The organism is Streptomyces acidiscabies (assembly GCF_020010905.1).
Lineage (GTDB): Bacteria > Actinomycetota > Actinomycetes > Streptomycetales > Streptomycetaceae > Streptomyces > Streptomyces acidiscabies.
This window is the reverse complement of the sequence record NZ_JAGJBY010000001.1, coordinates 2763733-2788288: the sequence shown is the minus strand read 5'-3', so window position 1 is coordinate 2788288 and position 24556 is coordinate 2763733. Positions and strand designations below refer to the sequence as shown.

General features: G+C 67.1%; 22 protein-coding genes. 9 read left to right on the top strand and 13 right to left on the bottom strand.

Going from position 1 to position 24556, the window contains the following annotated elements:
• Positions 1-64: 64 nt before the first annotated feature.
• From J8M50_RS13045 to ctaC, 3 genes are read right to left on the bottom strand one after another with little or no spacing between them, the layout of a single operon-like run.
• Positions 65-463, bottom strand: coding sequence for a cytochrome c oxidase subunit 4 (locus J8M50_RS13045; RefSeq protein WP_010357241.1), 399 nt, complete (start codon positions 461-463; stop codon positions 65-67).
• Positions 460-2190 (bottom strand): aa3-type cytochrome oxidase subunit I, encoded by a 1731-nt coding sequence (ctaD, locus tag J8M50_RS13040; RefSeq protein ID WP_010357242.1) that lies wholly within the window; start codon positions 2188-2190, stop codon positions 460-462. Before ctaD ends, J8M50_RS13045 begins: the two co-directional genes overlap by 4 nt.
• The gene (ctaC, locus tag J8M50_RS13035) at positions 2187-3146 is read right to left on the bottom strand and encodes an aa3-type cytochrome oxidase subunit II (protein WP_029184305.1); all 960 of its coding nucleotides are present in this window, start codon (positions 3144-3146) and stop codon (positions 2187-2189) included. Before ctaC ends, ctaD begins: the two co-directional genes overlap by 4 nt.
• A 252-nt stretch (positions 3147-3398) precedes the next feature.
• On the opposite strand from ctaC, the gene J8M50_RS13030 reads away from it, so the two are divergent.
• On the top strand, positions 3399-4721 hold the full coding sequence (locus J8M50_RS13030) for a cysteine desulfurase/sulfurtransferase TusA family protein (protein WP_010357244.1): 1323 nt from the start codon (positions 3399-3401) through the stop codon (positions 4719-4721).
• 20 nt (positions 4722-4741) lie between these two features.
• On the opposite strand, the gene J8M50_RS13025 is transcribed toward J8M50_RS13030, so the two are convergent.
• Positions 4742-5716, bottom strand: a complete 975-nt coding sequence (locus tag J8M50_RS13025) for a carbohydrate kinase family protein (RefSeq protein ID WP_010357245.1) — start codon at positions 5714-5716, stop codon at positions 4742-4744.
• 131 nt (positions 5717-5847) lie between these two features.
• Here J8M50_RS13025 and J8M50_RS13020 point away from each other — a divergent pair, with 131 nt between their 5' ends.
• Both J8M50_RS13020 and J8M50_RS13015 read left to right on the top strand, forming a co-directional pair.
• Entirely contained in the window at positions 5848-6060 is a 213-nt protein-coding gene (locus J8M50_RS13020) for a hypothetical protein (protein WP_010357246.1), read from the top strand.
• A 131-nt stretch (positions 6061-6191) separates the two neighbouring features.
• Positions 6192-8051, top strand: a complete 1860-nt coding sequence (locus tag J8M50_RS13015) for a prolipoprotein diacylglyceryl transferase (RefSeq protein WP_010357247.1) — start codon at positions 6192-6194, stop codon at positions 8049-8051.
• A gap of 60 nt (positions 8052-8111) precedes the next feature.
• Here J8M50_RS13015 and J8M50_RS13010 read toward each other — a convergent pair whose 3' ends face one another.
• The 3 genes from J8M50_RS13010 to J8M50_RS13005 form a co-directional block, all read right to left on the bottom strand.
• Positions 8112-8468 (bottom strand): iron-sulfur cluster assembly accessory protein, encoded by a 357-nt coding sequence (locus tag J8M50_RS13010; protein ID WP_010357248.1) that lies wholly within the window; start codon positions 8466-8468, stop codon positions 8112-8114.
• A gap of 64 nt (positions 8469-8532) precedes the next feature.
• A complete protein-coding gene (locus tag J8M50_RS50390; RefSeq protein WP_078481172.1) occupies positions 8533-8772 on the bottom strand; it encodes an Lsr2 family DNA-binding protein in 240 nt (79 codons plus the stop codon).
• A 1-nt stretch (position 8773) separates the two neighbouring features.
• Positions 8774-9250 (bottom strand): TOTE conflict system archaeo-eukaryotic primase domain-containing protein, encoded by a 477-nt coding sequence (locus tag J8M50_RS13005; RefSeq protein ID WP_372462331.1) that lies wholly within the window; start codon positions 9248-9250, stop codon positions 8774-8776.
• Positions 9251-9502: 252 nt separating this feature from the next.
• On the opposite strand from J8M50_RS13005, the gene J8M50_RS13000 reads away from it, so the two are divergent.
• Positions 9503-10933: an IS1380 family transposase gene (locus J8M50_RS13000; protein WP_223786206.1), complete on the top strand. Its 1431-nt coding sequence runs from the start codon at positions 9503-9505 to the stop codon at positions 10931-10933.
• 129 nt (positions 10934-11062) lie between these two features.
• Here J8M50_RS13000 and J8M50_RS12995 read toward each other — a convergent pair whose 3' ends face one another.
• Both J8M50_RS12995 and J8M50_RS12990 read right to left on the bottom strand, forming a co-directional pair.
• Positions 11063-11764, bottom strand: a complete 702-nt coding sequence (locus J8M50_RS12995; protein WP_010352690.1) for a class I SAM-dependent methyltransferase — start codon at positions 11762-11764, stop codon at positions 11063-11065.
• A gap of 42 nt (positions 11765-11806) precedes the next feature.
• Positions 11807-12633, bottom strand: a protein-coding gene (locus J8M50_RS12990; protein ID WP_370516800.1) for an IS5 family transposase whose coding sequence is annotated in 2 segments (ribosomal slippage) — positions 11807-12274 and positions 12277-12633 — 825 coding nt in all. Because the reading frame shifts where the segments join, the coding sequence is not laid out codon by codon here.
• A 385-nt stretch (positions 12634-13018) separates the two neighbouring features.
• Here J8M50_RS12990 and nadA point away from each other — a divergent pair.
• Positions 13019-14203, top strand: coding sequence for a quinolinate synthase NadA (gene nadA / locus J8M50_RS12985; RefSeq protein WP_010358151.1), 1185 nt, complete (start codon positions 13019-13021; stop codon positions 14201-14203).
• Between the two features lie 99 nt (positions 14204-14302).
• Here nadA and J8M50_RS12980 read toward each other — a convergent pair whose 3' ends face one another.
• The gene (locus J8M50_RS12980; protein ID WP_223786205.1) at positions 14303-14599 is read right to left on the bottom strand and encodes a hypothetical protein; all 297 of its coding nucleotides are present in this window, start codon (positions 14597-14599) and stop codon (positions 14303-14305) included.
• A gap of 130 nt (positions 14600-14729) precedes the next feature.
• Between J8M50_RS12980 and J8M50_RS12975 the strand changes: the two genes are divergently transcribed.
• From J8M50_RS12975 to J8M50_RS12960, 4 genes are read left to right on the top strand one after another with little or no spacing between them, the layout of a single operon-like run.
• Positions 14730-15575, top strand: coding sequence for a helix-turn-helix domain-containing protein (locus tag J8M50_RS12975; RefSeq protein WP_010358153.1), 846 nt, complete (start codon positions 14730-14732; stop codon positions 15573-15575).
• A complete protein-coding gene (locus tag J8M50_RS12970) occupies positions 15554-15751 on the top strand; it encodes a DUF397 domain-containing protein (RefSeq protein WP_010358154.1) in 198 nt (65 codons plus the stop codon). Before J8M50_RS12975 ends, J8M50_RS12970 begins: the two co-directional genes overlap by 22 nt.
• Positions 15752-15775: 24 nt before the next feature.
• Positions 15776-15961, top strand: coding sequence for a DUF397 domain-containing protein (locus J8M50_RS12965; RefSeq protein WP_010358155.1), 186 nt, complete (start codon positions 15776-15778; stop codon positions 15959-15961).
• 43 nt (positions 15962-16004) lie between these two features.
• The gene (locus tag J8M50_RS12960) at positions 16005-16772 is read left to right on the top strand and encodes an IS5/IS1182 family transposase (RefSeq protein WP_029183378.1); all 768 of its coding nucleotides are present in this window, start codon (positions 16005-16007) and stop codon (positions 16770-16772) included.
• A 126-nt stretch (positions 16773-16898) separates the two neighbouring features.
• On the opposite strand, the gene J8M50_RS12955 is transcribed toward J8M50_RS12960, so the two are convergent.
• From J8M50_RS12955 to J8M50_RS12945, 3 genes are all read right to left on the bottom strand, one after another.
• Positions 16899-18188, bottom strand: a complete 1290-nt coding sequence (locus tag J8M50_RS12955; protein ID WP_010360683.1) for a hypothetical protein — start codon at positions 18186-18188, stop codon at positions 16899-16901.
• Positions 18189-18198: 10 nt separating this feature from the next.
• Entirely contained in the window at positions 18199-22923 is a 4725-nt protein-coding gene (locus tag J8M50_RS12950) for a ricin-type beta-trefoil lectin domain protein (protein ID WP_408996081.1), read from the bottom strand.
• Positions 22924-23402: 479 nt separating this feature from the next.
• The gene (locus J8M50_RS12945) at positions 23403-24377 is read right to left on the bottom strand and encodes a PLL family lectin (RefSeq protein WP_100216952.1); all 975 of its coding nucleotides are present in this window, start codon (positions 24375-24377) and stop codon (positions 23403-23405) included.
• Positions 24378-24556: the final 179 nt, after the last annotated feature.

The window sequence follows — 24556 nt, the reverse complement described above, 5'->3', positions numbered from 1 at the left end:
GGGCAAACGTGTGAGGCCGGACGCTCCTGACGGAGTGTCCGGCCTCGACGGCACAGCGGTGGTGTTACTGCGTGCGGTTCTCACCGCGGTAGTACTCGAAGACCCAGCCCCACAGCCCGATGAGGAGCATCGGCACCGAGAAGTACAGCAGCCACCAGCCGACAGCGACCCCCAGGAAGGCGAGGGCGCCGCCGACGGCCAGGGAGAGCGGCTGCCAGCTGTGCGGGGAGAAGAACCCGATCTCGCCGGCGTCGTCCGCGACGTCCGCTTCCTTGTTGTCCTGTGCGCCCGTGTCGACCCGCTTGGCCGTGAAGCCGAGGTAGAAGCCGACCATGATGCACAGGCCGAAGGCGAGGAAGAGGGCCGTCGTACCGGCCGGCTCCTTCGACCAGACGCCATAGACGATCGCCATGGCGAGGACGAAGACGCTCAGCCAGATGAACATCTTGCCTTGGACCTTCACTTGCCGGCCTCCTTGCCGCCCGCGATGGCACCGGCGTGCGCGTGCTCCAGCTGCTGCTGTTCGAGCGCGACGATCTCGGGGTGGTGCAGGTCGAACGCCGGGGATTCACTGCGGATCCGCGGCAGGGTGAGGAAGTTGTGGCGCGGCGGCGGGCAGGAGGTCGCCCACTCCAGCGAACGGCCGTAGCCCCACGGGTCGTCGACCTCGACCTTCTTGCCGTACTTGGCGGTCTTCCACACGTTGTAGAAGAACGGCAGGATCGACAGACCGAGGACGAACGAGCTGATCGTGGAGACCGTGTTCAGCGCGGTGAAGCCGTCGGCCGCGAGGTAGTCGGCGTACCGGCGCGGCATGCCCTCGGCGCCCAGCCAGTGCTGGACGAGGAACGTGCCGTGGAAACCGATGAACAGCGTCCAGAAGGTGATCTTGCCGAGCCGCTCGTCGAGCATCTTGCCGGTCATCTTCGGCCACCAGAAGTGGAATCCGGCGAACATCGCGAAGACGACGGTGCCGAAGACGACGTAGTGGAAGTGCGCCACCACGAAGTACGAGTCGGAGACGTGGAAGTCCAGCGGCGGCGAGGCGAGGATGACACCGGTCAGACCACCGAAGACGAAGGTGATCAGGAAGCCGGTGGCCCAGAGCATCGGGGTCTCGAAACTCAGTGACCCCTTCCACATCGTGCCGACCCAGTTGAAGAACTTCACCCCGGTCGGCACCGCGATGAGGAACGTCATGAACGAGAAGAACGGCAGCAGTACCCCGCCGGTCACGTACATGTGGTGCGCCCACACCGTCACCGAGAGACCGGCGATGGCGATGGTCGCGCCGACCAGGCCCATGTAGCCGAACATCGGCTTGCGGGAGAAGACCGGGATGATCTCGGAGATGATGCCGAAGAACGGTAGGGCGATGATGTACACCTCTGGATGGCCGAAGAACCAGAAGAGGTGTTGCCAGAGCAACGCACCGCCGTTCGCGGCGTCGAAGACATGCGCTCCGAACTTCCGATCCGCCTCCAGCGCGAACAGCGCCGCCGCCAGGACCGGGAAGGCCAGCAGGACCAGAACGGCCGTCAGCAGCACGTTCCACACGAAGATCGGCATGCGGAACATGGTCATGCCGGGCGCGCGCATGCAGATGATGGTGGTGATGAAGTTGACCGAGCCGAGGATCGTGCCGAAGCCGGAGAAGGCCAGACCCATGATCCACATGTCGGCGCCGATGCCCGGCGAGCGGACCGCGTCCGACAGCGGGCTGTAGGCGAACCAGCCGAAGTCGGCCGCGCCCTGCGGGGTGAGGAAGCCGCCGACGGCGATCAGCGAGCCGAACAGGTAGAGCCAGTAGGCGAACATGTTCAGCCGCGGGAAGGCGACGTCGGGGGCGCCGATCTGGAGCGGCATGATCCAGTTCGCGAAGCCCGCGAAGAGCGGCGTCGCGAACATCAGCAGCATGATCGTGCCGTGCATCGTGAACGCCTGGTTGAACTGCTCATTGGACATGAGCTGGAGGCCCGGACGGGCCAGTTCGGCGCGCATCAGCAGCGCCATGACGCCGCCGATGCAGAAGAACGCGAAGGACGTGACGAGGTACAGCGTCCCGATCGTCTTGTGGTCGGTGGTGGTGAGCCACTTGACCACGACGTTGCCGGGCTGCTTGCGCCGGACAGGCAGCTCGTTCTCGTACGAGTCGGCCTCGGCACCCTGGGGTTCGTTGAGGATGCTCACAGGTTGTTCGTCTCCCGGTTCTTCTCGTGGGCGGTCTGCTCGATGCCCGCGGGAACGTAACCGGTCTGCCCCTTCTCTACGAGTTCCTTGAGGTGCTGCTCGTAGCGCTCAGGAGAGACGACCTTCACGTTGAACAGCATCCGGGAGTGGTCGACGCCGCAGAGCTCGGCGCACTTGCCCATGAAGGTGCCCTCCTTGTTGGGAGTCACCTGGAAGGCGTTGGTGTGGCCCGGGACGACGTCCATCTTCATCAGGAACGGCACCACCCAGAAGGAGTGGATGACGTCACGGGAAGTCAGGATGAAGCGGACCGTCTTGCCCTTGGGGAGCCAGAGGGTCGGACCGGGGTTGAGGGTCTGCGGGTTCTTCTCACCGGGGACACCGCAGGTGTAGGTGCCGCCCGCGTCCGCGGGGAAGTCCGTCTTGAACCGGTCCGGGATCGCGTCCAGGTTCTTGTCGGTCTTCGCGTCACCGGTCGAACCGGGGACGTTCTCGACGTAGTTGAAGCACCAGCTCCACTGGAACCCGACGACGTTGACCGTGACGTCCGGCTTCTTCTCCAGGCTGAGGAGCTTCGACTCGTCCCGCGCCGTGAAGTAGAACAGGACCGAGACGATGACGATCGGAACGACCGTGTACAGCGCCTCCAGGGGCATGTTGTAACGCGTCTGCGCCGGCACCTGGATCTTGGTGCGGCTGCGCCGGTGGAAGAAAGCACTCCACAGAATCAGGCCCCACACCAGCACGCCGGTAACCAGCGCGGCTGCCCAGGACCCCTGCCACAGGGAGAGGATCCGCGGAGCCTCTTCCGTCGTGGGGGTGGGCATTCCAAGGCGGGGGAAGTCCTTAGATGTGCAACCGGTGGCGGTCGCCAGGACCAGGCCCGCGGTCATTGCCTGGAGCAGCTTCCGCCGCATCGGGCGCCGCGGCGAGCGGTCGGAGCCGTTGGGACTCACGTAGCGCCTTCCCGAGAGTCTCGCCCGCGCGGGTTGGCTGCGGCCTGACTCCGTCGGTGGTCGGTGGCCGGGCGCCGCCCTGCGTCGGGCAGGGGTTTGGATGTTTATGCGGAGCAAACCCTAGCTGACGCCCTCCGGGGGTTCGCGGGGAGGGGTGCCTTCTAACTCGGGTGGTTCGCTTGTTTGGCGGCTGCGGGTCTGTTGTGGCTGATCGCGCAGTTCCCCGCGCCCCTGGGGCGTTAGCGTGGGCCGGTGCCTTTCTTTGACGCTGCTTCCGGTTCACCTCTTCATCCCGTCGCTCGGCAGGCGCTGTTGGCCTCTTTGGATGACGGGTGGGCTGACCCTGGGAAGTTGTATCGAGAAGGGCGGAAAGCCCGGGTTCTCCTCGATGCCGCCCGGGAAGCCGCTGCTGACGCCATTGGGTGTCGGGCCGATGAGGTTCGGTTTACCTCCTCCGGGACCCGGGCCGTACAGGTGGGTATGGCGGGTGTGTTGACGGGGAGGCGGCGCGTCGGGCGTCACCTGATCGTGTCATCCGTCGAGCACTCTTCCGTGCTCCATGTGGCCGAGCAGTGGGACGGGGAGGTCACCCAGGTGCCTGTAGGGCGGTTGGGTGCCGTCGGTGTCGAGGGGTATCGGGATGCCTTGCGGTCTGACACCGCGTTGGCCTGTTTGCAGGCTGCCAATCATGAGGTGGGGACTGTGCAGCCGGTGGGTGCGGTGGCTGAGGTGTGTGGGGAGGTGCCGTTGTTGGTGGATGCCGCCCAGGCTTTGGGGTGGGGGGCTGTTGAAGGGGGGTGGTCCGTGTTGACCGCCAGTGCTCGTAAGTGGGGTGGGCCCAGTGGGGTGGGGGTGCTCGCCGTGCGGAAAGGGGTGCGGTTCGCTCCCCAGGAAGACGAGGAGTTCGGGAATCTGCCGGCCATCGTCGCGGCCGTCGCTTCGCTGCGGGCCGTGCGGGCTGACGCCGCCGTCGAGGCCGTGCGGGTACGGGAGTTGACCTCACGTATCCGGGAACGGGTCGCCCTTCTCGTACCTGACGTCGAAGTCGTGGGCGATCCCGAGCTTCGGCTGCCCGGCATCGTCACCTTCTCCTGTCTGTACGTCGACGGCGAGACGCTTCTCCATGAGCTGGACCGCGAGGGGTTCGCCGTCTCGTCGGGGTCGTCGTGCACGAGCGACACGCTGACGCCGAGCCATGTCCTCAAGGCGATGGGGGTGCTGAGCGAGGGGAACGTACGTGTGTCTCTGCCGATGGGCGTGGCGGAGGCGGACGTGGAGAGGTTCCTGGAGGTGCTGCCGGGGTTGGTGGCAGGGGTCCGGGAGAAGCTGGGCGCGGAGGTGACGCCGGTTCAGGGGACGGTCGTCGACTCGCTGGGGAAGCGGTGCCCGATCCCGGTGATCGAACTGTCGAAGGCGATCAGGACGGTGCCGGTGGGGACGGTGGTGACGGTGTTGGCGGACGACGAGGCGGCGCGGCTGGACATCCCGGCGTGGTGTGAGATGACGGGGAACGAGTACGTAGGTGAGGAACCCAAAGAAAAAGGAAGGGCGTACTTGGTCCGTCGGATCAAGTGAACGCCCTTCCTTCCTTCTGTTCAGCTCAAGTGAACCCGTACTTCCGCCGCCGCCTCTTCCCCGTACGCCTTGGCGAACCGCTCCAGGAAGTGCCCCCGCTCCAGCGTGTACTCCTGCGTCCCCACCGTCTCGATGACAAGGGTCGCCACCATGCACCCGATCTGCGCCGCACGCTCCAGCGAGACCCCCCACACGAGCCCGGACAGGAACCCGGCGCGGAGAGCGTCGCCGACACCCGTGGGCTCGACCTTGGCCTCCTCCTCGGGGCAGCCGACCTCGATGACCGGCTCACCGACCCGCTCGATGCGGACGCCGCGCGCACCGAGCGTGGTCACCCGGTGCCCGACCTTCGCGAGGATCTCCGCGTCCGACAGCCCCGTCTTGGACTCGATGAGCCCCTTCTCGTACTCGTTGGAGAAGAGGTACGTCGCGCCTTCGAGGAGGATGCGGATCTCGGCGCCGTCCATGCGGGCGATCTGCTGGGAGAAGTCCGCGGCGAAGGGGATGCCCCGGGTCCGGCAGTCCTCCGTGTGGCGGAGCATCGCCTCGGGGTCGTCCGCGCCGATGGAGACGAGGTCGATGCCGCCGACCCGGTCGGAGACGGCCTTCAGCTCGATGAACCGCGCCTCGCTCATCGCGCCGGCGTAGAAGGAGCCGATCTGGTTGTGGTCGGCGTCGGTCGTGCACACGAACCGGGCGGTGTGCCGGGTCTCGGAGACGTGCACGCACTGTGTGTCGACGCCGTGCCGGTCCAGCCAGGCACGGTATTCCGCGAAGTCCGAGCCGACCGCGCCGACGAGGACGGGGGCCGTGCCGAGCAGGCCCATGCCGAAGGCGATGTTCGCGGCGACGCCTCCCCTGCGGACCTCCAGCTGGTCCACGAGGAAGGAGAGCGAGACCGTGTGCAGTTGGTCCGCGACGAGCTGGTCGGCGAAGCGGCCGGGGAACGTCATGAGGTGGTCGGTGGCGATGGAGCCGGTGACTGCGATGCGCACGGCGGGGTCTCTCCAGAGGGGGAGGCGAATTGACAGTTCACGCTACCCGTTCGAGTGAGGCCGTAGAAGCGGGCGAAACTACCCGATAGTAGGGCTATCCCGGCGAGGTGGATCATGCCTACCGTGCCGCTATGACAACTTTCGAGCGGTCCTTGACAGCGGCTCCAGCGGACTTCGAGGGCGGCCTCGCGGCGCTGCGGGGGGACTGTGCTCGCATGGTCCCCCACTGGGCCGCTCCTGAGAAGGCCGCCGACCTGCCCATTTCTCCGTCGCGCATCCACGGGGTGACCGTTCCGGCGGCCTCCGCGCGGCTGCTGGCCACGATGCCGGAGTACGGCGACTGATCCGGGGCGCACCCGAGGGGAACCGCGCGCTCCCCCGCTGCGTCCCATCGCTGTCCCCCGTAAAGGGGAGGTGGGGTACGTCCCCGCCTGCCGCCCCCACGGAACAGTTGCGCAGCAAAAGGAGCGATGCGGTGAACACCGAGCGACCCGACCACGACGGCACCGCGTCACCGACGCCGGAGAAGACGACGGCGAAGGCGGAGACCGAGGCGGACGAGACGAAGGCCGGGGCTGAGGTCGAGAAGTTCGACGCCGGGCAGCCGGAAGCGGACGACAGGACGACGTCGCTCACCAAGGCCGGGGACGACGAGAGCGCGCCGGACGCCGCTGAGGCGAGCGCCGGTGAGGAGTCGGCCGACGAGGACCCCGGCCCCCTCCACAAACCCGGCCCGGTCGAGGAGGCCCCCGGCGAGGAGGCTCGCGCGGAGGAGGCCCCGGGCGAGGAAGCTCGCGCCGCCACCCCGGACGACGATGTCGTGGTCGAGGACACCGGGCGTATCCGGCGTCTGGGGCCCGTCGAGGAGGTGCCCGGTGATGGTGACGTGCACATCATCGGCACCCCCCGTAAGCGCCGGCCCTCTGCGCTGATCATCTCCATCGCTGCCGCCGCCGTTCTGCTCGTCGGCGCTGGTGGTGCCCTCGTCGCCTCGAACGCGTCTGCCGGGTCGGACGGGGAGAAGGCGGCCGGGGTCCCTGCACAGAGTGACTCCGACAGCGGCGACGCTCCCCCGCCGAACCTCTCGCTGGACGGGTACACCGCGCCCTCCACCGGCAGCGGCAACGGCATCGCGCCCGGCGAGCCGAACCCGTACGGGACGACCTACCAGGCGACCGGCACCCTCCCCGACGGCCCGACGTCCGCGCCCGTCTACTGGGCGACCGGCGATGTGGACCAGTCGGAGGTCACGCGGCTCGCGAAGGCGCTCGGCGTCGAAGGGACCCCGGTCGTGGAGGGCCCCGCCTGGCGGATCGGCGCCGGTCAGGACGGCACCGGCCCCGTCCTCCGCGTCAACCGCACCGCCCCCGGCATGTGGACCTACATCCGGTACGCCCCCGGCACGGACAACTGCACCGGCATCACCACCTGCGCGAAGCCGGACACCACGACCGACCCCGTCAGCGAGGCGAAGGCCAAGGACGCCGCCGAGCCGGTGCTCAAGGCCGTCGGCCTGGACGACGCGAAGGTGGACGCCAGTCAGACCGCCGGCGCGCAGCGCGTCGTCAACGCGGACCCGGTGCTGGGGAAGCTGCCCACGAACGGGTGGACGACCGGGATCACCGTGAACGGTCAGGGTGAAGTCGTCAGCGGCACAGGGCAGTTGGAGGCGCCGGAAAAGGGTGCGGACTACCCGGTGTTGAGCGCCACGCGGACGCTGGAACTCCTCAACGCGGCCCAGGGGAACACGCATCGGATGGGCATCGGCGGCTGCGCGACGCCCATGCCGCTGAAGGACCGGCTGGAGCAGCCGTGCCGGAAGGGAACGACGACCGAGGGGCCGAAGCAGTCGGTCGCGAAGGTGTCGGACGCGACGTTCGGGCTCGCCGCGCACACCTCGCAGGGCAAGCAACTCCTCGTACCGTCCTGGCTGTTCACCGTGGACGCCGCGACGCCGTACGTCGTGAGCTACCCGGCGGTCGACCCCAAGTACCTTGCCGGGGAGGCCACTCCGGCACCGTCCTCGCCGGGAAAGTCGATTCCCCGGAATGTAAAAGTCGACGGATACACCGCCGACGGGAACGAGCTGACCGTGCGGTTCACGGGCGGGGTGTGCGGGGACTACAGCGTGAGCGCGCAGGAGACGGACGCGCAGGTGACCGTCACCGTGACGGAGACGCCGTGGCAGGACAAGGTCTGCATCATGATCGCCAAGGAGTACGACCGGACGGTCACGCTGAAGAAGCCGCTGGGTGAGCGGAAGGTCGTCGGCTCGGACGGCGCCGCGCTGCCGATCGTGAAGCCCGGGGCCCGCTTGCCGGAAACGGTGCAGTAAACGCGTACAGAAAAATGGCGGCGCCCCCTTCCACAGGGGGTGCCGCCATTTTCGTACCGCTTAGTTGAACGAGTCGCCGCAGGCGCAGGAACCCGTCGCGTTGGGGTTGTCGATCGTGAAGCCCTGCTTCTCGATGGTGTCGACGAAGTCGATGGACGCGCCGCCCAGGTACGGGGCGCTCATGCGGTCGGTGACGACCTTGACGCCGCCGAAGTCCTTGACCACGTCGCCGTCGAGCGAGCGCTCGTCGAAGAAGAGCTGGTAGCGCAGGCCCGAGCAGCCACCGGGCTGGACGGCGACGCGCAGCGCGAGGTCTTCCCGGCCTTCCTGGTCGAGCAGGGCCTTCACCTTGGCCGCGGCGGCGTCACTCAGGATGATGCCGTCGGTGGCGGTGCTGGTCTCGTCCGATACGGACATCTACATCTCTCCCGGGTTGTACGGAGACTGCTTGCCGACGGTTGCAACCGACGGGGTCCCGGATTCATTCCGGGTCTGGCTTTTCTTCTTCATGCTCGCACATGCGTCGCGGCACGGAAAATGCCTCGGCGGGGGGTATGCGCTCTGCCTGGGTGCCGAAACAGGTCTGATGGGCTGCGTGCCAGGCGGCCCAGATGTCGGCGCGGAGGCGTCCTCGGTCAGGAACGGGATGGCCGTTCCTGCGGGCCCAGGAGCGGACTTCGCCCGGTGGAGCCACCAGGACACCAGTGGGATGTCGGGTCATCTCATCGACGGCTTTGGCGAAGCGCGCCGTGATCGGCTCGTGGGTGGGCAGGCCATCCTCGACCCGCAGCTCGCCGCCGGCCGAGCCGATCGGCTTGGTCACCTCGTCGGCTCGCGTCGAAGCACATCACGAACCGGGGTGTCCCGAACGGCGTCGCCTTGAGGGTGGTCGTCCGGCCGACCGTGATCGGCTGCAGTTCGTTCACGAGCGCCTCGACGCCGCTGGGACCCAGCGGCTGAACCTGGGCGAGGTGGGCGAAGTGGTCCGGGTAGGGCGTCCAGGTTGCCGGGTCGCAGAAGAGGGTGGCGCCGCGTTCGCGGCAGGTGCTGTTGAGGGGCAGGTCGATCAGGCTGCCGAAGCGGCCGTTGCCGGACGCTTTGGTCGGCAGCAGGTCCTGGGCGGGGAAGAACCGGTCGAAGCCGGCCGGCGACATCCGCTCGCACGCGGTCATGGCGTCCCGCAGTAGCGCGGCGCCCAGCGGATACAGTCCGATGTGAGCGTGTCAACGGCACCTGCGGAACCCTTGGGGTCCGTGAGGCCCAAGCGAATACGCAGAGGCGTTACAGATGAGAAGGCTTCGCGACCACCCATCTCCCGTCTTCGCTCAGCCAGCCTCGGCTGTTCAGTGGAATTGGGTGAGGTGACGGCCTGACAGCAGAAAGGCGCCCGTGACCTGCAAGGATGTGAGTGTCTAGGTCATATCCGGTGCAGAAGTCAGGACACCTTTCTGGTGCGGAACACTACCGCGTGGGACCACGGCCTGCGGGTCGGGGCTGACGGCAAGGGCATCGTCGGTCACAGCGGAGCCGTCCTGCTGCGTCGTCTGGCAGACCGAAGTGGACTGGTTACCGCTTTGGCCAGAGTGTTTCCCGTGGGCGGGAGCGGTTGGCGGAACCGGGGTGTGGTGTTCGTGCACCTCGCGATATCCATCGTGCTCGGGGCCCGCAGCGTTCTTGAGGCCGAGCAACTCGCCCTTCACCAGCGTCACGTGTTCGGTCTTTCGGCCTCGGACTCGACGATTCGTCGGCTGCTGGCCGGCCTCGACGACACTACGTTCGCCGCTGTGGCCCGGGCCCGCGCGGCGGTGCGCCAGATCGTGTGGACCTGGCTGGCTCTGCGACCGGGCGGCTTCCCCTGGCTGACCGTCGCCGGAAAACACCTCCACCGGTGGGTGATCGTCGACATCGACGCCACGATCATCACCGCAGCCTCCAAGAAAGAAGGAGCCTCGGCCACGTTCAAGCGTACGTTCGGGTTCCATCCGCTGGCGGCGTGGTGCGCGAACACGCAGGAGTGCCTGGCCATGCTGCTGCGCACCGGTGGCGCGGGCTCGAACACCGCGACGGACCACATCACCGTCCTGGACGAGGCCCTCGCCCAGATCCCCCACTCCTCCAGCGCGAAGATCCTCGTCCGGCTGGACGGGGCCGGCGCCACCCACGATCTGCACGAACACATGGAGAAGCTGACCACCACCCGGCGCCGGGTCCGCTTCACCACCGGCTGGAAGATCACCGCCGCGGACGAGGCCGCCATCGCCGAACTCCCCGAACGAGCCTGGGAGTCCAGCCTGAAGCAGGACGGTGACCTCCACGACGACGATCACAGCCAGGTCGCGGAGCTGACCGGACTCAACCGGCGGGAGGGCTGGCTGGACGGCATGCGACTGATCGTCCGCCGCGTCCGCCCGTCGGGCCGGCACACCGAGAACCTCACCGACCTCGAGAAGAAGACCGGCTGGAAGTACTCGATCGTCGCGACCAACATCACCAGACTCTGGGGCATCGCGGGCTCGCACCAGATCCAGTGGATCGATGCCCTGCACCGGCACCACGCCGTCGTCGAGGACCGCGTCCGCACGAACAAGGCCATGGGCCTGCACAATCTGCCCGCCAAATCCTGGACGGGGAACAGGAGTTGGATGCTGGCCGCGAACATCGCGGCCGACCTCGACGCCTGGCTCCGCCTCCTCGCCCTCCACGACCAGGAGGGCCTGGCCGACGCCGAGCCCCAGACCATGCGGATGCGGATCTACCACCAGGCCGGCCGTCTCGCCCGACACGCTCGCGTCCGCCGCCTCCGCCTCGACGCGTCCTGGCCCTGGTCGACCGCGTTCGCCCTCGCCTGGAACCGGCTCACCCGCCTGCCCCAGGTCACCTGACCAGCACGAACCCGCCCCGTCGAGCATAGGAAGGAGAACACCCGCAGTCTCCGGGCCCGTGGAACCCGGCGCAGCCGCGGCGACACGCGACGACCCCACCCGCCCACCAGCGGAACAAACGGGGCGAACTCACCGCCTCAGCAGGCAGCGATCACCACTGACGAATCGAGGCCAGCGATCCAACTGAAGCCGCGCCCGGTGCAAATCAGCGTTCAGAGCGTCATCGTCCAAGAGGCACGTAACGTACGCCTGCTCCCAGCGCTGGTCTCCAATTGAGTATTTGGCCACTACCGAGACCAAGTCTTGTTCTGCATCGTTCTTCGGTTCTACTGTTGTCTCACTTTCGATTCCCGCACCCAAGCATTTGGAGCCAGCGGCCTCCTGCATCCATTTGCGGGTGAAGCGCTGAATAAGCACAATGCCGTCTTCTGCAACGTGGCGACGGCACGCTGCAAGAATCCCGTCACGCGCCGCAGTGTCGGGCACATTCACCAGGTGCGATGCGAGCAGTACGACGTCAAACTTTCGATCAAGGTGTAGCTCCTCAATCGTTGAGCAGATCGTCTCAGCCTGACGGATACGGGAGAGCATTTCTGTCGACTCGTCGACTGCCGTCACATGATGACCGGCTACTACAAGCGGATGCGTCAGGCGGCCGGCGCCTGCTCCGAGATCGAGAACACTGGCACCGGGCGGGAGCGCAGGCTCGATGATCGAGGGTATGTCACCTGCGGGCAACGTCGCCCATAGCGCGACTGGACAACCGTCTGAAGTAATTGCGCCCGGGCCGCGCCCAACTACGTGCGAGTGACGTTTACCTTGCTTACTCACGAGCCCCCCCACCTCCTGGCACCCAAAACCTTAGAGGTTGTCTCACGTGGTGAGTTTCGCGAGCTTCTTGTAGCAGGTCAGGGCGGCTGCGAGGCCGAGGAAGGCGAGGAAGTGCGATCCCTTCCGCTCGTATCGCACGGTGAGGCGGCGGTAGCCGAGCAGCCAGGCGATGGACCGTTCGATCTTCCAGCGGTGCCGGCCGAGTCGCTCGCCGGACTCGATGCCCGGACGTGCGATGCGCGGGACCAGGCCCCGTTCACGGAGCCAGGCCAGGTGGTCGGCGGAGAAGTACGCCTTGTCCGCGCGGATCTTGACGGGACGTCGTCTTCGTGGTCCGCGCCGCGAGCGGACGGCGGGTATCGCCCGGATCAGCGGCTTGAACGCCTGGCTGTCGTGGAGGTTCGCGCCGGACACCGCGAGGGCGAGCGGGATGCCCTGGGCGTCGGACAGGACGTGCAGTTTGCTGCCCTTCTTGCCGCGGTCGACCGGGTTCGGCCCGGTCAGTGATCCCCCCTTTTCGCACGGACGGAGGCCGCGTCGATGATCGCCGAGGTCCAGTCCAGCTCACCCCTGGCGCCGAGTCGGTCGAGCACGGCCCGGTGCAGCCGGCGCCACAGGCCGGCTTCGGTCCAGGCCGTGAACCGGCGGTGCGCTGTCGCCGGGGACGTACCGAACGTCGGCGGCAGGTGCCGCCAGGCACACCCGCTGGTCAGTACGTACACCACCGCCGTGAACACGGCCCGCTCATCACGCGGAGCGGTCCCGCCTCCCTGCGGTCGAGCGACGAACGACGGCAGCAACGGGGCGACCAGCTCCCAGAGTTCATCAGGAACCAGCCGCTTCGACAGATCGGCAGTCACGACCGACATCATGCCGCACGAACATCACGCCACATGAGACAACCTCTTAGGCTAATCGAGAACCTGCGCGGCGGCACTATCAGTCGCACGCGGCCCCACGTGATTCGCTACTTCCCCATCACTGACCACAACAGGGCCATCAGCGACGGCCAGCTCCCCCTCGACGGGCACTCCCCGGAGTGGCGCAGCATGCCGTGGACAGAGCGCACCCGACGCCACGGCTGCGACTCGACGGAGTCCGCCACCCGAAGGCACACGAACGAGATGCCGTACGTGGATCCCGGATGGCCGCAGGGATTCACGTCACATCGACGCTATGACCATCGTCAAGGTGACACTAATCGCGTTATCATAGATAACGTCAGATCGACGAAAAGTAGAAAGGGTGCGTGACGTGACCACCGCCCAGACCACGGAGCTCGACGTACAGCCGACTCCGCTCGCCCTGTTGCTGCTCGGCCGTGAGGCCGATACCCGGAGCGAGCGGGGCGTCGAGTGTCCCGGCGACCTGCCCTCGCCGTCCGACCCCGACCTGATCGAGCGGGCCCGCGCCGCCAAGGAGAAGCTCGGCGACAAGGTGTTCGTCCTCGGCCACCACTACCAGCGCGACGAGGTCATCCAGTTCGCCGACGTCACGGGCGACTCCTTCAAGCTCGCGCGGGACGCCGCCGCCCGGCCTGAAGCCGAGTACATCGTGTTCTGCGGCGTCCACTTCATGGCCGAGTCCGCGGACATCCTCACGTCCGGCGACCAGAAGGTCGTCCTTCCCGACCTTGCCGCCGGGTGCTCCATGGCCGACATGGCTACGGCGGAGCAGGTCGCCGAGTGCTGGGACGTGCTCACCGAGGCCGGTGTCGCCGAGCAGGTCGTGCCCGTCGCCTACATGAACTCGTCCGCCGACATCAAGGCGTTCACCGGGCGGCACGGCGGGACGATCTGTACGTCGTCCAATGCCCAGCGCGCGCTGGAGTGGGCCTTCGAGCAGGGCTCCAAGGTGCTCTTCCTGCCCGACCAGCACCTCGGGCGCAACACCGCGGTGCGGGACCTCGGGATGTCCCTCGACGACTGTGTCGTCTACAACCCGCACAAGCCCAACGGCGGCCTCACCGCCGAGCAGCTCCGCGACGCGAAGATGATCCTCTGGCGGGGGCACTGCTCCGTGCACGGGCGCTTCTCTCTGGAGTCCGTGGAGGATGTGCGGGCGCGGATACCCGGCGTGAATGTGCTCGTCCACCCCGAGTGCAAGAACGAGGTCGTGGCGGCGGCGGACTACGTCGGGTCGACCGAGTACATCATCAAGGCGCTGGAGGCCGCTCCGGCCGGTTCCAAGTGGGCCATCGGTACGGAGCTGAATCTCGTCCGGCGGCTCGCCAACCGGTTCGCGCCCGAGGGCAAGGAGATCGTCTTCCTCGACAAGACGGTGTGCTTCTGCTCGACCATGAACCGGATCGATCTGCCGCACCTCGTGTGGACGCTGGAATCCCTCGCCGCCGGGAAACTGATCAATCAGATCTCCGTCGACAAGGAGACCGAGAAGTTCGCGAAGGTCGCGCTGGAACAGATGCTGGCGCTGCCGTAAAGGTCTTGTCGCAGTACGCGGGGCGCTCACTCGGTGGATATCGAGGGGGCGCCCTGTGCGTTTCTTTCCGTGCGCCAGAATCTCTGGCCAACGATTCTGCTATTCCTCCGGCGACAGCCGTACCCCACGGCTCTTCGCGATCCTCAGCGCATCCTCCAACGCGGCGGCGAGCTGCACCCCGGTGAACGCCAACTCCCTGTGCCTCGGCGTCGGTCCACGCAGCAGGTCCTTCGCGTGGCCCAGTACGTCCCTTGCGGAGGCCAGGAGTTCGTCCTCCACCTTGTCCGCGAGCCGGCTCATCCTGCTCTCCGGGTTGTCGGTGCTGAGGTAACACGGCATGCCCGTGTCCGAGGTCCACGGCAGGAGCCGCATCGGACGTCCGCTCGAATCTCGCACGTTCTTTTCTCTCTTTCCTTCGCGGGATCACCTTCTGTGCCACCATCATTGCTGTCCGACGGAAACTCCAACCGGGCTTTCCGGTCCCGTCGTTGGGAATGGGACACCGGCGAAAGAGAGGGTTCGAACAATGACGTTCCTGCCACAGGCGTTGACTCCTTTTCTCTCCGCTCGGCACTACTTCGGAGCGGAGATGAGGAAGGACCGCGAGCTCGCCGGGCTGTCGCTGGTGCAGCTCGCGGGGATCGTCGCATCGAGCAAGAGCACGCTCGCGCGGGTGGAGACGGCGGAGTTGATGCCGCCGCCGGATCTGCCGGCGCACCTGGACGCGGCGTTCGGGACGGGGAACAAGTACTGCGACCTGTACGAGCTGGCGAAGCGTGAGGCGCACCCGGACCAGTACCGGCGGTTCATGGACTTCGAGGCAAGGGCGGAGGGGATCGAAACGTACGACCCGCAGGTCTTCCCTGGGCTGTTGCAGACCCGGGAGTACAGCACCGCACAGTTCCGGCTCCAAGAGGAGCTGACTTCGGAGAAGGTGGAGGAACTCGTCAACGCCCGCTTGTCCCGACAGGATCTCCTCCGGTCGACGAACCCTCCGTTGCGCTGGGCGATCATCGACGAGGCAGTCCTCAGGCGGCCGTTGGGCGGTGCGGAGTGCATGTTCAACCAACTGGCTCGGCTGCTTGAACACGTGGATACTGCGGAGAGCAAGGTTCAGGTCATGCCCTTCCGCGCCGGTGCGTACTACCTGATGGGGGGCGCCCTGCACCTGCTGGCTCTTCCCAACAGCTCTACTGTGGCCTACGAAGAGGGCATTGAGGTCGGCCGCCTGTACGAGGACCGGGACTCGGTGAAGAAGTGGCGACGACGGTACGAAGTACTCCGTTCCAAGGCTCTCCCTCCGGAAGACTCAGCGGAGTTGATCCAACAGGCGATGGAGGACTACGAAAAATGCGCTACACCCCCGAGCTGAACTCCGCCCACTGGCGCCGGAGCAGCTACAGCAACGCCAACGGGGGAGCCTGCGTCGAGATCAGTGAGGACTTCCCTGGTGTTGTCCCCATCCGCGACAGCAAGAACCCTCACGGCCCCGCACTCACTGTCCCAACCCTCGCCTGGGACACGTTCATCCGCTCCCTCAAGTCCTAGGCACCGCCAACGACGGAGGACCGCATGATGTTGCCCAAGGCCCGCTGGCGCCGGAGCAGTTACAGCAGCACCAACGGCGGCAACTGCGTCGAGGTCGCCGACGACCTCCCCGGCATCGTCCCGATCCGCGACAGCAAAAACCCCGGCGGCCCGATGCTCACCGTCCCAACACCCGTCTGGGACACATTCATCAGCTCCCTCAAGGCCTAAGGGCTGTCCCGTAACTGCTGGTCACGGGTGAGATGATCTTGATGTGTCTGGTGTGATCACGGCGTCGGAGCCGTCCTGGATAGCCCCGTTCACCGGGCTGAGCCCCCGCCTGTTCGGCAAGCTGGTGACCGTACTGCGGCGCGAAGGTGCGGATGCGGTCCGCAAGGGCCGGCCGTGGAGCCTCCCGCTGGAGGACCGGGCTCTGCTGGTCGCGGCGTACTGGCGCACGAACTTGACGATGCGCCAGCTCGCCCCGCTCTTCGGGGTGTCCAAGTCGGCAGCCGACCGCATCATCGACCACCTCGGGCCGATGCTCGCGCTCCAGCCCCGCAAGCGGTTCGCCAAGGACACCGTGCTCATCGTGGACGGCACCCTGGTCCCCACCCGGGACCACACGGTCGCGGAGCAGTCCAAGAACTACCGGTACTCGACCAACCATCAGGTCGTCATCGACGCCGACACCCGCCTGGTCGTCGTGGTGGGCCGGCCTCTCGCCGGAAACCGCAACGACTGCAAGGCGTGGGAGGAATCCGGCGCCAAAGCCGCTGTCGGCAAGACCATGACGATCGCCGACGGCGGCTATCCCGGGACCGGGCTCGTCATGCCCCACCGCCGGCGCAAGGGCGAAGACCTTCCGGACTGGAAGGAAGCACACAACAAGTCCCACAAGCAGGTCCGCGCCCGCGTCGAGCACGTCTTCGCCCGCATGAAGACCTGGAAGATCCTCCGCGACTGCCGCCTCAAAGGCGATGGCGTCCACCACGCCATGCTCGGCATCGCCCGGATACACAACCTCGCCCTCGCCGGATAGACGAGCGGCCCGCACGACGGCCAACCACGCCCGAGACAGCTCGAAGATCATTTACGGGACAGTCCTTAGCCGAGAACAAAACGGCCGGGTCCCGCAACCACACGGGATCCGGCCGTTCGCAACCGTCTATTCGACGAGGTCCTCAACGTTATTGACGTGGTACTCGCCGTATCCGAACCGCTCACCGATCGCCTCGTACCGCTGGTACTGCTCTCGTGTGATCCGCACGCACAGTGTCCACATCACTCGCAGGAAGAGCCGGAACCCGAGATCCGGATCGACCCGTTCGATGACCTGTTCCAGTGCGGTCATGGCGTCCACCGCTGGGAGTGGTTGCCAGTGGGGACTGATGGCCTTGTCTCCCACTGTGAGCGCGACCTCCCTCAGCTCCGCCAGCACCGTACCCGTCAGTTCTGTCCGAGCGGGCGGGGTCACAGGGGTGTACGCGGGGGCGACTTCCCGCAGCCGTTCTTCGCACACGGTCGCGATCAGGCGCAACCAGTCACGTCCGTCGATGCGAAGTGCCGCGTCCGATACGGCAATCCACAGCGCGGTGATCGCGTTGTCGGACAGCGGGGAGCGCAACAGCCGGAGCGCATCCTCCAGCAGCAGAGCGGCCGTCGTCCCCGGAGGCTGACGGGGTTCGTCCGTGTAAGCCACCATGTGGACCTCGTCCACAGCTGCATCAGGACGCCAGTCCTGATGAGCACTTCCGGCGAGCCGCGAGAACCCGAAGTCCCACGACGTTTGACGGTGCGTGGTGTCGATCGGCGGCCAGTCGACGGTGAGACCATCCCGGACTACCGCGACCGGGTACCCGAGCCTCTCGCCAAGGCCGAGAAACCTGTCGTAACGCTCCTTCGAGACACACACGGCGTGTGTTTTCAAGGCTCTCAGGAAGAACCGAAAGCCGACATCGGCGTCGGCGAGCACGATCACCTGCTCGAGATGCGCAGCGAGATCCGATGCGAAGGAGGCACGGACCAGATCCGCGCTCAACCCGCGCACCTCGGCCACGATTTCCCTGCACAGGGCCTCGTCCCGCACTGGCCGAACCGGAGGCGGAGCGTAAGAGCGCCTGTTTCGACGGAGTCGGTTCGTTGCTACATCCGACACCGCCCGCAGCCAGGCACGGGTGTCCATGCCGTGGTCGGCCGGGTCGAAAACCCTGCCAACTGCAGCCAGCCACACCGTGTGAAGAACCTCCTCCGGCAACAGGCCGTCCAGCAGACGCCGGGCATCCTCCCCAAGTTCCACGGCTTCCTCTCCGTCGGAACCATCCGCGAGGTCGCCGACTGCTGTGAGTGCAGCGGGGAGGTCTACAGCGGGGCGGGAGCACAACTGCTCCGCCAAACCGGTGATTCCGAAATCATCGGAGTAACCCATTTCGAAGTATGCCGAACGGTCCTGTTGCATGAATCATGCCCTACTTCGGGTATGCAGTTTTGACGACGAATCCGTACTTTCCTTGGCCGTTGTGGCCTTTGACCTTCATCAGGATCACCACGACCTCGTTACTGGCATCATCGATCGTCCTTCCGTCAGGGTGGTAACGCTTACCCAAAGAGGGATAGGCATCCCAGGTTCCGGTGATGGTTTGGTACTGCTCACCATCTCTGGCCTTTGCCGCCCAGTTCTGGAACTTCTGCCATTTCTCGTGGTCGAAGACCTTCTGGCCGTTCGCGGCCCGCTTGCTGAAGTAGTCACCCACGACCCGGTCCACAGCCTGCTGAGCGATGTCTTGGTTAGTCCAGACGGTGTTGGGTTTGCCCTTCCGCTGGGCGAGTGCGAACGCCGTGTCCACGTCCGGGTTCACGTGCTCCCTAAGCGTGTGGATCTCGTCCTTGTACCTCTCCAAGGTCTTGAGGTCCTCGTCGCCCAGGTTCAGACAGTTGTGAACCATCACGTCCGCTGCTCCACCCCCCTTGGTGCGCACGTAGAACGTGTGGAGGCCGTCCACGGTGAGGTCGTACACCTGACGCGGTGCAAGCAGGGATCGGTCGCGTATGCCTGTGACAGCGTGGAACGTCCCGTCCGGGCTGATCAACCGGTCGTCGACACGCAGTTCAGCGGCAAGGACCCACCCTCGCCCGGCTGTACGTACCTTGTGACCGACTGTGGTGTCCAGGCTGCTGCCCCCGACCAGGTTGATGGTCACCAGCCGGTCGGTGTCGTGCTGGAACGTATCGGTAACGGGCTCGGCCCGCAGCCGCCCGGTCAAGGGGTCGGCGGCCATGACCTTTTCCCCCTCACGGACGTCACGGATCGCTCTACGAGTGCCGTCGGCCATCAGCACGGGAGTATCACCGGGAAAGCTGTTGACCTTGCATGTCGTGATGACGTCCTCGTAAGCGTTCACGCTGACCTCGATCTTGGCCAGCGTCACAGGGTCGATGCCGTCCAATGCCTTAAGCGCCTTGAACGCGTCCGCGACACCGACACCCGTATGCATCGCCGCATCCAGCGCCCGGATCCCTTCAGCGATCTTCTCGAACGCCTTCCCCGGAATGAAGTTCGACGCCGCCCAGGCGCAACCCCCCGCGCTGCCGTGCCAGCAGTCGATGAAGTCCTGGACCAGGATTTCCTTGCCGATCGTGAGGTAGGTCTCGATGAGTCCCTTGAGGATGTCGAGTTGGCTGAAGGTGCGGGTCACCTTCTTGGTCAGACCCTTGTAGGGCTGGGTGGACAGGAAGACCGTGTCGGCGGTCGGGCAGCCGGACTCCGTGGCGGGGACGTCCGGGTTGGTGCAGAGGTAGAAGTCGACCTTCGCGTCGAAGGTGAAAATGAAGGTGACGGTGCAGCTCGTGCCGATGCCCGGCGGAAGCTCGCAGAGGTTGTCCTGCTTGGCGTCGGTGACCTCGACGTCGTTCTCGTCAACGACGTAGAAGATGCCGCCGAGTCCGGTTCCTGCCCCGCTCTTGACCTGCTCGTTGGCGCCCTTCCGCTCAGCTGAGTCGGCCGCTTCCTGCGCCTCCTTGGCGTACTTGTCCGCGTCCTTCGCAGCCTGTTCCGCCTCGGTCGCGGCCACATCTGCGCGGTCGGCGGCAGCGCGGGCGTCTTTCGCCGCCTGTTCCGCCTGAGCCGCGGCGGCCCGTGCGTCGGAGGCGTCGAGGGCCGCCTGGTCGGCGGAGGCGCGGGCGGAGGTGGCGTACCCCTCGGCCCGGCCTGCGGCGGCGTCGGCGGCAGATGCGTCCGCCGTGGCCTGGCGGTCGTACTCGACTGTGCGGGTCAGGGATGTGGATGCCGCTGCGGCGGCCTTGGCCGCGTCCGCCGAGTAGCCGAGGGCCTCGGTGGCGTAGGCGCGGGCCGTCGCCGCGTATCCGGCGGCGTTCGCGGCGTGGACGTACGCCTGTTTGGTGTCGCCCTTCGCCTGTTCGGCGAGGTTCTTCGCGGCTGCGGCCTCGGCTGCGGCGTTCTTGGCGTGGGCGTCGGCGACGGCCTTCTGCTGTTCGGCGATCGTCTTGGACGCCTGGCCGGTCAGGACGACCAGGGAGGCGACGGAGTCCTTCTCCTGGTAGGCGGAGCCGATCTGGATGGCGTCGTTGGCGGGGTCGGCGACCTGCGCGGCAGCCGCGCCGGCATCGGCGGCGGCCTGAGCCGTGACGTACGCGAACCCGGCAGCCTTCGCGGAGGCGGCGACCGCCTTGGCGGCCTCGTCGCGAGCCCCGTTCGCTTCGGACTTCGCCGTACGAGCCAGCGCCTCCGCCTTCGCGGCCTGAGCGACAGCCGCGTCAGCCTCCTCGGCGGCATGCCGGGCGGCCTCGATGGCATCCGCGACAGCCGAGGTCGCCGTCTTCACCGCAGCGTCGGCCCGCAGCTTCGCCGCCTGAGCACCGTCCGCGTTCGCACCGACCCGCTTGGCCGCAGCCTCGGCACGGGTCGCGGCGGCATCGGCGTCAGCCGCAGCCTGGGTGGCGGCATCAGCGGCCGTACGGGCCCGGCCCGCCGCCGCTTCCGCGTCCCCGGCATGCCGGTCGGCCTCATCGGCGGCGGTACGAGCGGCGGTCGCGGCGTCCCCGGCGTCCAGCGACTGCGCGTACGCCTCCTTCGCATCCGCCTTCGCCCGCAGAGCGTCGGCCTTCTGTTCCGCCTCCCACGCGTCGTCGCGCTTGGTCTTGGCGTTGTCCCGCGCCTTGACCGCATCGTCCCGGCGAGCGGAAGCCGTCGTCTCGGCGGCCTCGGCCTGCTGACGGGAGGACTGCGCGGCAGCCGCCTCGGTCTGCGCCGTCTCCTTGAGCTGGTTCGCCTCGGCCTGCTTCGCGGCGGCGTTCTTCTGCTCCGCGAGCGCCGTCTTCTCCTCCGCCTCGGCGCCGAGCCGCTTGGCCCGCGCGTCAGCGGCGGCGGCCTTGGCGTCCCCCTCGGCCTTGAGCGCGACCGCGAGCTTCGCCTCGGCGGTCTCCTTGTCCTTCTTCGCGTTGTCCCGGTGCAGCTTCGCGGCATCCGCAGCGGCCTTCGCCTGCAACTCCGCCGTGCGCGCGGCCTCTCGGCGGAACTCCGCCTTCGACTGCGCGGCCTGCGCGAGCGCTCGCTGTGCGATGGTCTGGCTGTCCGCGCCGGAGGCACGCGTGGCCGCCTCGGCGGTCTCCCCCGCCTTCACCATCGCCGTCAGCGCGGCCACGACACCGTTGGTGACCTGCGCCTTCTGCTGAGCGGCCAGGAGACCACGGCCACGCGGGGCACCCGCCGCGTCAGCGATTCCGTACACGGCCTGCACAGCGGCGTCGGACGTGGTTGCGGACTTCCTCGCGGCCTCCAACTGGGCCTTCAGAACTGCGAGTTGCTTCTTCGCCTGCGCCTGAGCCGCCGTGATTCCCCGCTTGGCCTGGTCGAACTGGGCCGTCGGCGGGACCTTGCCGGTCTGCTGCGTGGGGACGACGCGGAACTTCTGCGAGTTGCCCCCGGTGCAGGCCCACAGACGGGCGTCGGTCCCGTTGGTGAAGTTCGCAAGGTCCAGGCACTTGTCCGTGACGACATTGCGCAGCTCGCCCCCGGCACGGACATTGAACTTCCACTGCTGCGCCGGGCTGCTGTTGCACGTGTAGATCTGGATCTTCGTACCGTTGGCCGGATTGCTGCCCGACACGTCCAGGCACTTCATCGCGTTCGGGTTCCACAGGGAGTACCCGTCGACGCGGCCGAGGAGCTGCCAGCTCTGCGCAGCGCTCTTGTTGCAGGTGGTGAGCTGTACGGGAGTGCCGTTGGCCGTCCCCGCGTTCGCGACGTCCAGGCACTTGCCCTTGGCCGCCTCCACCTGGACGACCACCGGCGCGTCCCCGATCGGACCGACACCACCCGGGCTCCAGTAGTCCTGCCAGCGCGCGAGGTGGTCGGCGACCCAGGACTGACCCAGCAGATCCGCCATCGTCTCGGCACCCGTGACCAGCGCCTGGGTGGCCTCCCGGCCGGCGGTCAGGATCTGGTTGCGCTGGACGGCCTGGGAGGCGATCTCCTGCTGCCACTCCGCCGCCGCCGTGCTCCGCGCGTCGCGCAGCACCATGTTCGGATCGACGGGATCGCGCCATGTGCACGCGGCGAACCGGGTCTTCAGATCCTCCACCGCGATGCGATACTCCGCCGTCCCCGGCTCGGGCGCGGTCGCGGGCCAGCCGCCCGAGGCGAGGAAGATCCGAGCGTCGTCGGAACTCCCGTTGTCGGAGCTGCTGGTCAGATAATCGAACGCCCGGTGCTCGTAGTAGGGACGGTCTCCCCCACCGTAATACTCACCGTAGAGCGGGGTGCCGAGATCCTTGACGGCCCGCGCCGTAGCGGCATCAGGGGCCGTGGTCGGGTCGTAGAAGTTGAACGTCCTGACCCAGTCGACAGCGGCAGCCCAGTTCCCCAGGCCCGTCCGGTCGTAGAAGTCCCCGCCCTCGTCGGTGTAGTGGGGCACTTCCTCGAAATCGGCACTCGAAGCGAACCCGCCCGGCGTCTCCAGACCCTGAGCCGGGGCCTCCCACCCCTTCATGACGGTGTCCCAGCGCTTCACATCCCGCTCGTGAGCTGCCTTGTCCTTGTCGTTCGCCTGACTTAGCGGACCCCGGAACGTCCCGTCCAGCGTCGCCATCTCACGCAACTTCTCCGGCGTCTGGTTCAGCGCGCCCTGCGCGAAGTCGTGCATCTGCCGACCGCCCAGCCGCACGGCATCGTTCATCAGGCACTGGTCGAACCGCAGTTGCTCATCGGCCGTCGTCTCGAACCAGTCGTCCGGTCGATCACTCGAACTCGCCACAGCCGTATCCGCCACGGCGAGTTCGGGCCGCACGACCAACGACACCAACGTCGCGGCAGCACCCAGCAGAAGAGTCAGCCGCGTGGACAACCCACGTCTGTGAGGCAGAGAAACAACAGGTCTGGAACGCACAGAAACCCCCCGGTCACATCGCGTCACAACAACGAAGCGAACGAGGGGCACGGACAGACGACACACGGCATCACGTCAAGGAATCCACCCCGACGACACCGGCCCCCCGGTCGCCAACTACCCAACACACGAACAGAACTGGTCAAGATCCGCTCAGCGCTGACTCAGCGTACGCACACGTGTTCTATGGGGCAAGGGATTTCCGGTGCCACCCATGAGAGGCATAGCCGGACACGGGGCAGTGCCCTCACAGCACTGCCCCGCTTCCTCTACGGCCTCAGCGCGCCGTCGAACTGGACCCAGCTCGACCACGCTCCACCCGGGCTCGCCTGCGAGCGGTGCCACACGTTCCCGGCGCTGTTGACGCCGAACAGCTCGATCCTGCCGTCCGCGTTCGTCTCCGCCGCGACCTGCGTCAGCCCGCCATCAAGCTGCACCCAACTCGTCCACGCGCCGCCAATGCTCACCTGCGACCGCGTCCACACCTGACCCGCACTGTTCGAACCGAAGATCTGCAACCGCCCGTCCGCATTGCGCGCCGCCGCGATCGAGTCCAACGCCCCGTCGAACTGCACCCACGCCGACCACGCTCCACCCGGGGTCACCTGCGACCGGTGCCACACGTTCCCCGCGCTGTTGACGCCGAACAGCTCGATCCTGCCGTCCGCGTTCGTCTCCGCAGCCACCTGCGCCAGACCGCCGTCCAACTGGACCCAACTCGACCAGGCAGCACTCCCGATCGACGCCTGCGTCCTCGTCCAGATCTGACCCGCGCTGTTCGAGCCGAAGATCTGCAACCGGCCGTCCGCGTTGCGCGCCGCCGCGATCGATGTCAGCGCGCCGTCGAACTGGACCCACGCCGACCACGCGCCGCCGGGGGTGACCTGCGAGCGGTGCCACACATTGCCCGCGCTGTTGACGCCGAAGACCTCGATCCGGCCGTCCGCGTTCGTCTCCGCCGCGATCGAGCGGAGCGCGCCGTCGAACTGGGTCCACGCGTTCCACGCACCGCCGATGCTGGTCTGCGTGCGGTACCAGATGTTGTCGGCGCTGTTGGTGCCGAAGAGCGCCAGTCTGCCGTCCGCGTTTCTCGCGGAGCCGATGGAGGAGCCGAACGCGGAGACCTGGATCGCGGCGGTCTTCGTGGGGGCTGCCGTGGCCGGGGCGGAGAGGCCGAGGGCCGGTGCGGCGACGAGCATGGCCGCGAGCGCGGCGGACGTCATCAGGCGGCGTAGATTTGCCATGCGACTACCCTGCTTTCTGGTCGGAAAGAGGAACTCGCGGGTTCAGGGCGTCGCTCGACGGCACCATCAGGTACGAGCTTGCCGCCAGAGCCTTCTGCCCGGTCCCCGTGGTGCGGGACTGTCCGCATGAGCGTGGCATGTTCGGGCGGAGCTGTTGAGGCTAGTTCCGGTCAGCGGAC

What these genes read in the sequence shown, in the direction of transcription:
- J8M50_RS12975 (WP_010358153.1), top strand. Translation starts at nt 14,730, where the DNA reads ATGACGTTCCTGCCACAGGCGTTGACTCCTTTTCTCTCCGCTCGGCAC.
- J8M50_RS12950 (WP_408996081.1), bottom strand. Translation starts at nt 22,923, where the DNA reads ATGAACGATGCCGTGCGGCTGGGCGGTCGGCAGATGCACGACTTCGCG.
- J8M50_RS12955 (WP_010360683.1), bottom strand. Translation starts at nt 18,188, where the DNA reads ATGCAACAGGACCGTTCGGCATACTTCGAAATGGGTTACTCCGATGAT.
- J8M50_RS12970 (WP_010358154.1), top strand. Translation starts at nt 15,554, where the DNA reads ATGCGCTACACCCCCGAGCTGAACTCCGCCCACTGGCGCCGGAGCAGC.
- J8M50_RS50390 (WP_078481172.1), bottom strand. Translation starts at nt 8,772, where the DNA reads ATGACCCGACATCCCACTGGTGTCCTGGTGGCTCCACCGGGCGAAGTC.
- J8M50_RS13020 (WP_010357246.1), top strand. Translation starts at nt 5,848, where the DNA reads ATGACAACTTTCGAGCGGTCCTTGACAGCGGCTCCAGCGGACTTCGAG.
- J8M50_RS12945 (WP_100216952.1), bottom strand. Translation starts at nt 24,377, where the DNA reads ATGGCAAATCTACGCCGCCTGATGACGTCCGCCGCGCTCGCGGCCATG.
- J8M50_RS12965 (WP_010358155.1), top strand. Translation starts at nt 15,776, where the DNA reads ATGATGTTGCCCAAGGCCCGCTGGCGCCGGAGCAGTTACAGCAGCACC.
- J8M50_RS13010 (WP_010357248.1), bottom strand. Translation starts at nt 8,468, where the DNA reads ATGTCCGTATCGGACGAGACCAGCACCGCCACCGACGGCATCATCCTG.